The organism is Desertihabitans aurantiacus (genome assembly GCF_003344635.1).
GTDB lineage: Bacteria > Actinomycetota > Actinomycetes > Propionibacteriales > Propionibacteriaceae > Desertihabitans > Desertihabitans aurantiacus.
This window is the reverse complement of record NZ_QPKK01000167.1, coordinates 1-8,995: the sequence shown is the minus strand read 5'-3', so window position 1 is coordinate 8,995 and position 8,995 is coordinate 1. Positions and strand designations below refer to the sequence as shown.

Genomic DNA, 8,995 nt, shown 5'->3' with positions numbered 1-8,995 from the left:
ACGCGACGGTGGTCGCCGGCGCCCTGGCCGGCTGAACCGGCCGTCGGCTCAGCGCACCCGCTCGCCCCGCGCGGCGGCCTCGGCGACGCCGAGCACGCGCCGGGCCCGGGTCTCCTCCCGACGCGCCTCGGCCAGCCAGGACAGGGCCACCTTGCGGGCCGAGGGCGGGAAGGCGTCCCAGTGCTCGCGGGCACCCGGTCGCGCCCCCAGCGCGGCCGCCAGGTCGGCGGGGACGACGAGCCGCTCCGCGTCGTCGTAGAGCGTCCAGGCGCCGTTCTCCCGGGCCAGGTCGATCGCCCGCTGCCCGGGCGGCTGCATCCGCCCCTCCGCGAGCAGCCGCTCGACCCGGCGCTTGTTCGGCGCCGACCAGCCGCTGCGCGGACGGCGCGGGGCGTAGTACAGCCGGGTCCGGTCGACGTCCACGGTGCCGGCGGTGCTGTCGATCCAGCCCCAGGCCAGCGCCTCGCAGACCGCGTCCTCGTACTCCAGGCGGGGACGTCCGGTGTGCCGGCGCCACTGCACCAGCCAGACGCCCTCGCGGCGCGTGTGGTGCTCGGCCAGCCAGTCGCGCCACTGCGCCAGCGTCTCGGCGTGCACGGAGTTCTCCGCGGTCAGGACCACCTCGGCCATGACCGCACCCTAGGGCCGACGCGAGCCGTCCGGCAGCCCCCGGCGCCGCCGCTCACTCCCCGTGCACGCGGCTGCCACCGCGGCGGGCCAGCAGCGCCCCGATCCGGGCCACCACCAGGGCCAGGTAGAGCATCCCGGCGATCTGCTCCAGCATCACCAGCGAGCGGGCGTGCGGCAGCAGCGGCACGATGTCGGAGAGCCCGGTGCTGGTCAGCGTGGTGACGCTGAGGAACAGCAGCTCCATCCAGGTGCGCGGCTGCTCCGGGTCCACCCCCGCGGTGAACGACCCGGGCCAGACCACCTGCAGCGCGGAGTAGGCGTAGGCGAAACCCCAGGCCAGCACCGTGAAGGCCGCCCCGGTGGCCCACACCTCGTCGACGGTCGCGTGGTCGTCGGCGAACATGTACCGGATCATCGCGTAGCCGGTGTAGAAGTAGAACAGGGCGTGCACGACGCCCGAGGCGAGCACCACCCCGGGCACCGGCAGGGCCGCCTCGAGGAAGGTGAGCACCAGCAGCGGGGCGCCGAGGGTGACCGAGACCCAGGTCAGGGCCGGCGTCGAGCGGACGGCGTAGACCGCGAGGGCCACCGCCGCCACCCCCACGACGGAGAACGCCGCCCGGCCCGGGCCCCCGCTGTCGAGGAAGGGGTAGACCAGGATGCTGGCCAGCTGCACCAGCATCAGCACGGCGCAGGGGTAGGTGGTGATCAGTCGACGCGGCGTCACCTGCCGAGGGTAGAGCCGGCCCGACCGGTGGAGCCGTCCCCGCGAGGAGCCGGCCGGGCAGCGTGTCGAGTCGCCTGACCTGTCGGGCGTCCGCCGTGGTGAGCGGAGGCCGGTCCCGAACGGGCATGATGTCCCCGTCGAACCACTCGCGACCATCCATCACCCCTAGGACGGAGATCCGCCCGTGCCCGTCACCCCTCCCGCCACCGAACCCGCGCAGCCAGACCGCGCCGAGCAGACATCGGATGACCTGGACGTCGTCTTCGGCGGGTCGCTGGTCGGCACCGACGCCTACACCACCACCGGCGGGGAACGGATGCGCGGTCTGGTGCGCCGGGTCGAGGGCGGGGAGCAGCAGCAGGCCGCCGGCGGCGTCCGGCTGGACGGGAGGCGGCAGGGGCTGCGGTTCGAGGCCGCCGACCTCGTCCTCGGCCGCGCCAGCGCCACCACCTCCTTCGTGGCCGAGCTCGAGCTGGTGCCGAGCGCCGACGACATCCCCGCCACCGGTGCGGTGCCGCCGGCGACCTGGTTCTCCGCCGGCGGACACCTGCGGGTGGAGCTGGTCGACGGACGGCTGCGCTACGGCTTCGACGGCGACGACGAGGCCCGCACCCCACACCTCGCCTCGGTGGCCGCCCCCGAGGTCGGCGTGCCGCACCGGCTGTCGCTGCACCACGTCTTCACCGGCGACCGCGCCGTCCTGGAGGTCCGGCTGGACGGCGAGCCGCTGCCGCCGGTCGTCTCCGCCGCGCCGATGGCCCTGCACCCCGGGCTGGAGACCACCTTCGGCATCGGCTGCGACGTCCACCCCGACCGCGGCGGCCACGGCGCGGCCGTGCTCGTCACCCGGGTGCGGCTCCGCGGTGGGGTGCCGCTCGACGACCCCGACCGGTTCCGGCTCCAGCCGACCACCGGCGGCGCGTCGGAGGAGCCCGAGCCGTCCTGGGTCACCGACCCGGTGCCCGCCCCGCCGGCGGGTCTGGCGCCCGGACCGCACCTGGCCCTCGACCCGGACGACGAGGCGGGGGAGGTGCTGGCCAAGGCCGCCCTGCTGCGTCCCAGCCCGACCCAGCTCGCCTGGCAGGAGCTCGGGCTCACCGCCTTCCTGCACGTGGGGATGAACACCTTCTACGACCAGGAGTGGGGCCACGGCACCGAGGACCCGGCCCGCTTCGCCCCGACCGGCGAGCTCGACGTCGACGGCTGGGTGCGCACCCTGCGCGACACCGGGCACCGGCTGGCGGTGCTCGTCGTCAAGCACCACGACGGCTTCCTGCTCTACCCCTCCCGCTACACCCGCCACACCGTCGCCGCCGCCGGCTGGCGCGACGGCGCCGGTGACGTGGTCGCGGAGTTCACCGCGGCCTGCCGCCGCTACGGGATGCGGGTCGGGCTCTACCTGTCCCCGGCCGACTCGCACCAGGAGCGGGAGGGGGTGTTCGGCAACGGCAGCCCCCGCTCCGAGCGGACCATCCCGACCCTGGTCGAGGGCGACGACCGCGCCGACGCCGACCTGCCCGTCTTCGGCTACCCCGCCACCGACTACGGCGCCTACTTCCTCAACACGCTGTACGAGGTGCTGACCGGCTACGGCCGCGTCGACGAGGTGTGGTTCGACGGCGCGCAGGGCCACACCGAGCACGAGGAGCACTACGACTACCCGGCCTTCTACGACCTCATCGGACGCCTGCAGCCCGGCGCGGTGATCGCCGTCGGCGGCCGCGACGTGCGCTGGGTCGGCAACGAGGCGGGGCTGGCCCGCCAGGACGAGTGGGCGCCGGTGCCGGTGGTCGACGCCGGCGACGGCGGCAAGCTCGAGCTGGCCGGCCGGGCCGCCTTCGAGGACGTCGGCTCGCGCGTCCACCTGGTCCGGGCGGCCGGGGAGGACGCCACCGCGCTGCACTGGTGGCCGACCGAGTCCGACATGAAGCTCACCCCGGGCTGGTTCGCCCACCCCGACGACGTGCCGCTCAGCGGCCCGGAGCTGCTCGAGCACCACGAGGCGACGGTGGGGCGCGGCTCGGTGATGCTGCTCAACACCCCGCCGACGACCACCGGCGCGCTGGCCCCGGCCTCGGTCCGGGCGCTGGAGGACTTCGCCGCCCAGCGCCGCCGCGCCTTCACCCTCGACCACGCCCTCGGCCTGCCGGTGGCCGTCCCCGGCGGCACCACCGACCGGGTCACCGACGGCAGCGCCCGCAGCAGCTGGGCGAGCCGCACCGCCGAGCCGGGAGCGGTCGAGATCGACCTCGGACGGGTCCGCCGGGTCGACCGGGTCGTGCTGGCCGAGGGGGTGGGTGGGCACGGGCAGGTGGTCGAGCGCCACGTCGTGGAGGCCGACCTCGACGGCGGCTGGGTCGAGGTCGCGGCCGCCGGGACGATCGGCGTCCACCGCGTGCACCGGCTGTCCGCCCCCGTGCACGCCCGCCGGTTCCGGGTGCGGGTCGAGCGGGCGCGGGCCGCCTGGTCGCTGGCCCGGCTCGGGCTGTACGAGCAGCTGGTCGCCGACCCGGGCCGGCCCACCGAGGTGCACCTCGACTGCGCCGCACCGGTGGCCGGGAACGGGTCGGCTGAGCGCCCGTTCCGCTCGCTGGAGCAGCTGCGCGACGTCGAGCTCGCCCCCGGCGCGACCCTGCACGTGGCGGCGTCCGACGGCGAGGACTCCGACACCCCGTTCTGGGGCTACGGGACCCCCGACGCCCCGATCACGGTCGTGGTCGACGCCCCGTCCGGACCGCTGTTCGGCACCCGCACCGTCGAGGAGGTCTTCGCCCCGCTCGCCGAGCAGGGCTGGGTGGTCTCCCGCCGCTGAGGGCCCGCGGGCTCAGTGCAGGTCGAGCAGCTCGTCGCCCTCGTTGTGCGGACGCCGCTGGTCGGGCTGCAGCTCGGGCTCGCCGTCGCGCCGGGTCAGGCTGACCAGGGCCGCGCCGATCGCGGTGGTCAGCGGCAGCGCGGCGACCAGCCCGATCGAGCCGACGATGGTCCGCAGCACCTCGGCGGCGAACTGCTCCTGCTGCACCACGTCGAAGAACGGCCGGGCGTAGATGGTGATGAGCAGCAGCACGCCCAGCGAGGCGCCGGCGGTGGCGAAGGCGATGGTGTAGACGGTGGAGGCGATGTGGTCGCGCCCGATCCGCATCGCCCGGCGGAAGATCTTGCCGGCGTCGCGCTCGGTCTCGGCCAGCTCCCACACCGCGGAGGCCTGGGTGATGGTGACGTCGTTGAGCGCGCCCAGGCTGGCGATGATGATGCCCATGATGACCACCGAGGACAGCGTCAGGTCGGGGGCGCTGTTGGAGAGCAGGAAGTCGTCCTCGGCCGCCACCCCGGTGAGGTGGGCCCACTCCACCGCCCCGTAGGACAGCGCCGCGGAGACGATCAGCCCCGCCAGGGTGCCGATCAGCGCCGTCGACGTCCGGGTGCTGAAGCCGTGGGTGGCGTAGAGGACGACGAACATGATCGCCGAGCTGCCCACCAGCCCCACCATCACCGGGTTGGAGCCGCTGATGAGCGCGGGGAACATGAAGCTGATCATCACGAAGCCGGCGAAGGCCAGCCCGACCAGCGCGATCAGCCCGCGCAGCCGCGCCACGGCCACGATGCCGGCGGCGAAGACCAGGGTGAACACGACCAGCGGCACCTGGCGGGAGAAGTCGGAGAACTGGTAGCCGGCCGGGGCGTCGGGGATCGGCACCCGGAACAGCCTGACCCGCTGGCCCACCTCGACCCCGGAGTCGTAGACCGCCGAGGTGAGCGTGACGTGCACGGTCTGACCGCGCTCGGGGCCCTGCAGCATCTCCACCCCGATGTCGGCGCAGACGCTCTCGGTGCCCGGGCTGGAGCCCTCCAGGCCGTCGCAGTTGACCTCCGAGACGTTGACGATCCGGCCCTCCGGCGTCGTCACGCCCTCGACGGAGTAGGTGGAGGCGTCGGAGCGGATGTGCTCCTCGACGTTCGTGGGCCACATCACGACGAGCCCGACCAGGGTCCAGACCGCCAGCGGCACCAGGGCCACCACGAGGATGCGCAGGGCCCGGCGTTGCCGTTCGGCCGACTCCGGGGTCGACGGCCCGCTGTGGTGGAGATGGGTGTGAGACACGAGTTCGCCTAGTCTTGATGATCGTGACCGATCCGACGGACACGGCGTCCGCCGACGTCTCGCACCCTACCGGAGGGTCTTCCCCCCGCCGGGCAGCTTCTCGACCCCGCCGCGCCGTCCCCGCCCGACCGAACTACCGTCTCTGGGTGCTGGTGGCCGCACTGGTGCTGGCCCTGCCGATCGGCATCGTGGGGGTGCGCAGCATCAGCCCCGCCGCCGAGCTGGACGCCGCCCCCCCGGCCGTCCCGCCGCCGGCCCCGGCCGAGACCGAGCTGGTCGGCCCGACCGCCGACCCGGACGCCACCCCGCCGCCCGAACCCGAGCCCGAGCCCTCCCCGGAGCCGACGGTCCCCACGGCGGGATCGCAGGAGTACACGGTGGCCAAGACCACCCGCAAGCCGAGCGGGGAGCGCGGTGAGGTGCTGCGCTACCGGGTGCGGGTCGAGCGCGACCTCGACCTGGACGCCGAGGCCACCGCGAAGACGATCGCCGGCATCCTCGACGACGAGCGCAGCTGGACCGGCGACGGCTCGGTCCGCTTCCAGCTGGTCGGCCGCAGCGACCGCTACGACTTCACCATCTACGTCACCACCCCCGACACCACCGACGAGCTCTGCGCCCCGCTGCTGACCCGCGGCGAGGTGTCCTGCCGCAACGGCGACAACGTGGTGCTCAACGCCAAGCGCTGGGTGTTCGGCGCCGAACCCTACGGCGACGACATCACCGGCTACCGGCAGTACCTGGTCAACCACGAGGTCGGGCACCGGCTCGGCTACGACCACGTCGACTGCCCGGCCGCCGGGGAGCGGGCGCCGATCATGATGCAGCAGACGAAGTCGGTGGGCGAGTGCGAACCGCATCCGTGGGTCAAGTCCAGCGACCGGTGACCGGGGCCGCGCGGCCCGCCGACGGCGCCGTCCGGCTGGTCCGGCTGCACGGCGACCCGCTGCTGGCGGTCCGGCTCAACCTGGGCAAGCTGCGCCACGGCGTGGCCGACCCCACCCACCGGCGGCTGTCGGACGGGCAGTGGTGGCGGGCCAGCCGGACGCCGGAGGGCCCGGCCACCAGCGTCTGGGTGGCCCTGCCCGAGGGGGTGCGGGTGCAGGCCTGGGGACCGGGTGCGGAGTGGACGCTGGAGCAGGCGCCCCGGCTGCTCGGTGCCGAGGACGACCCGTCGGGGTTCGAACCCCGCCACCCCGTGCTGCTCGCCGCGGCCCGGCGTCTGCACGGGCTGCGGATCGGGGCCAGCGACCGCGTGCACGAGGCCCTCGCGCCGGCCTGCCTGGAGCAGGTGGTGACCAGCGAGGAGGCGCTGTCGGCGTTCCGGCTGCTGGTCCGTGAGTTCGGCGAGCCCGCGCCCGGGCCGGCGCGTGACCCGGGCTCCACCGCGTACGGCCTGCGACTGCCGCCCGACGCCGCCACCTGGGCCCGGATCCCGAGCTGGCGGTTCCTGGCCGCCGGGGTGGAGCAGCGCCGCAGCGCCCCGCTGGTGCGCTCCGCGGTGCGCGGCAGCGCGCTGGAGCGGCTGGGCGGACGCGGGTCGTCCGACGTGGACCGGGCGCTGCGCTCCTTCCCCGGGATCGGGCCGTGGACCTCGGCGGAGGTGCGGCAGCGCTCCCACGGCGACGCCGACGCCTGGAGCATCGGCGACTACCACGTCGGCGGCCACCTCAGCTACGCCCTCACCGGGGTGAAGGGGGACGACGACGCCGCGCTGGAGGCCCTCGAGCCCTACCGCGGGCACCGCTTCCGGGTGCAGCTGCTGATCGAGCTCACCGCACCCCGGCCACCGCGTCGCGGCCCGCGGACGACCCTGCCCACGCACACCCCCCGCGCCACCCGCGGCCGGTCCTGACGTCCCGGGTCAGCGGGCGGTGGCCGACGGCGAGGTGCTCGAGAGCGGGCCCTGCCCGGCGGCGTTCACGGCGCGGACGGTGGCGGTGTAGGTCTTGCCGCGGCTCAGCCCGGTGACCTTGACCCAGGTGCTCGAGCTCGCGGGCACGGTCACCGTCTTCGTCGCCCCGTCCGAGGTGCGGCGGACGGTGACCCGGTAGGAGGTGAGGGACGAGCCTGAGGGACGGTCCCAGTCGACGGTGACCGAGACGGGGGAGTCGGTCGTCGAGCCCGACCGCAGCACCGGGGTGATCGGCTTCCCCGGGGGCTTCAGCACGGTCACCTTCGTGGTCGCCGCCGGGCCGGTGCCGGCCCCGTTCACCGCGGCCACGGTGAAGGTGTAGCTGCGCCCGGGGACGAGGTAGCGGAAGGTCTTGGCCAGCTCGGTGCGGGCCACCAGCACGCTCTCCGGGCCCGTGCCGCGGGAGTCGGTGCCCGAGCGGGTCACCCGGTAGCCGGTGATGGTCGGCCCGTTGTAGCGGGTGGGGGCCTTCCAGGACAGGACGACGCTCTGCCGGGCGTGGTCGGTGCGCAGCGCCACCGAGGTCGGCGCCGACGGCGGGGCCAGTCGGAGGTCGGCGTAGAGCAGCCGGTTCGGCGTGCCGGCGCTGTCGGCGACGACGTCCCAGGTGGCCTGGTCGGTCAGCACCCGCCGCACCTGCGCGCTGGTCGCCCGCGGCGAGCGCTGCAGCAGACGGGCCACCACCCCGGTCACGTGCGGGGCGGCCATCGACGTCCCGTCCAGCACCGTGGTGGCCGTCTTCGACCCGACCCACGCCGAGCGGATGCCCACCCCGGGGGCGAACAGGTCGGCGCAGCGGCCGCGGTCGGAGAACTCCGCCCGCCGGTCGGCGGAGGTGGAGGCCGCCACGTTGATGACCTCGGGCAGCCGGCCGGGGCTGGACAGGCAGGAGTCGACGTCGGCGTTGCCGGCCGCGGTCACCACCGGGACGCCGGCGGCGACCAGCTCGGCCACCTTCTCCTCGATCAGCCGGGCCGCCTCCAGCCCGTCGTCGTCCAGCTCGTCGGTGTAGACGCCGCCGGAGTAGTTGACGACCATCCGCTGGTCCAGCTCCCGCGAGAGCGCGAGCGCGTGGTGGAAGGCGGAGTAGAGATCGGCGAAGGTGGCGTAGCCCTCGCAGTCGAAGACCCGCAGCGGCAGCAGCGAGGCGCCCGGAGCGACACCGAGGGTCGCCCCGGCCGCGGTGGCCGCGACGTGGGTGCCGTGGCCGCGGCCCGCGCCGCTGGTGCACTCGGCGGCGGAGGCGTCCCCGTCGTCGGGGTCGTCGACGTCCCGGCCGACGAAGTCCCAGTCGTCCTCGGTGAGGATCCGCCCGGCGAACTCGGCGTGGCCGTAGCTGATCCCCCCGTCGACCACGGCCACCACCGTGCCGGCGCCGGTGGTGGGGGTGCGGTAGACCCCGTCGAGGGAGCGGCTGCGCTGGTCGATCCGGTCCAGCCCCCACGGCACGGCGGCGGCCCGGCTGCTCGAGGCGACCGCGGGTGCCATCCGCAGCCGGACGTCGGGCACCACGGCCTCGACGTCGGGACGGTCCTCGACCGCCGCGGCCTCGGCCTCGGTGAGCTCGGCCACCACCAGGATGGCCTCGGCCGGGCTGCCCTGCGGGGTCGGCACCTGCTCGCCG

Annotated in this window: 7 protein-coding genes; 3 read left to right on the top strand and 4 right to left on the bottom strand. The window is 75.1% G+C overall.

Annotated features, from left to right (window positions below):
• Positions 1–48: 48 nt before the first annotated feature.
• Positions 49–630 (bottom strand): YdeI/OmpD-associated family protein, encoded by a 582-nt coding sequence (locus tag DVA66_RS13375; protein WP_114560532.1) that lies wholly within the window; start codon positions 628–630, stop codon positions 49–51.
• 52 nt (positions 631–682) lie between these two features.
• Positions 683–1,357, bottom strand: coding sequence for an ion channel (locus DVA66_RS13370; protein ID WP_232821950.1), 675 nt, complete (start codon positions 1,355–1,357; stop codon positions 683–685).
• A gap of 184 nt (positions 1,358–1,541) precedes the next feature.
• Between DVA66_RS13370 and DVA66_RS13365 the strand changes: the two genes are divergently transcribed.
• Positions 1,542–4,169, top strand: a complete 2,628-nt coding sequence (locus DVA66_RS13365; protein ID WP_114560531.1) for an alpha-L-fucosidase — start codon at positions 1,542–1,544, stop codon at positions 4,167–4,169.
• Positions 4,170–4,181: 12 nt separating this feature from the next.
• Here the strand turns inward: DVA66_RS13365 and DVA66_RS13360 are convergent, their stop codons facing one another.
• A complete protein-coding gene (locus DVA66_RS13360) occupies positions 4,182–5,456 on the bottom strand; it encodes a YibE/F family protein (protein WP_232821949.1) in 1,275 nt (424 codons plus the stop codon).
• A gap of 146 nt (positions 5,457–5,602) precedes the next feature.
• Here DVA66_RS13360 and DVA66_RS13355 point away from each other — a divergent pair, with 146 nt between their 5' ends.
• Positions 5,603–6,343: a DUF3152 domain-containing protein gene (locus tag DVA66_RS13355; RefSeq protein WP_157973990.1), complete on the top strand. Its 741-nt coding sequence runs from the start codon at positions 5,603–5,605 to the stop codon at positions 6,341–6,343.
• Positions 6,340–7,311, top strand: a complete 972-nt coding sequence (locus DVA66_RS13350; RefSeq protein WP_232821948.1) for a DNA-3-methyladenine glycosylase family protein — start codon at positions 6,340–6,342, stop codon at positions 7,309–7,311. The genes DVA66_RS13355 and DVA66_RS13350 overlap by 4 nt, the downstream gene beginning before the upstream one ends.
• A 9-nt stretch (positions 7,312–7,320) precedes the next feature.
• Here DVA66_RS13350 and DVA66_RS13345 read toward each other — a convergent pair.
• Positions 7,321–8,995: S8 family serine peptidase (locus DVA66_RS13345; RefSeq protein WP_114560529.1), on the bottom strand; the 1,675-nt coding region annotated here is incomplete at its 5' end.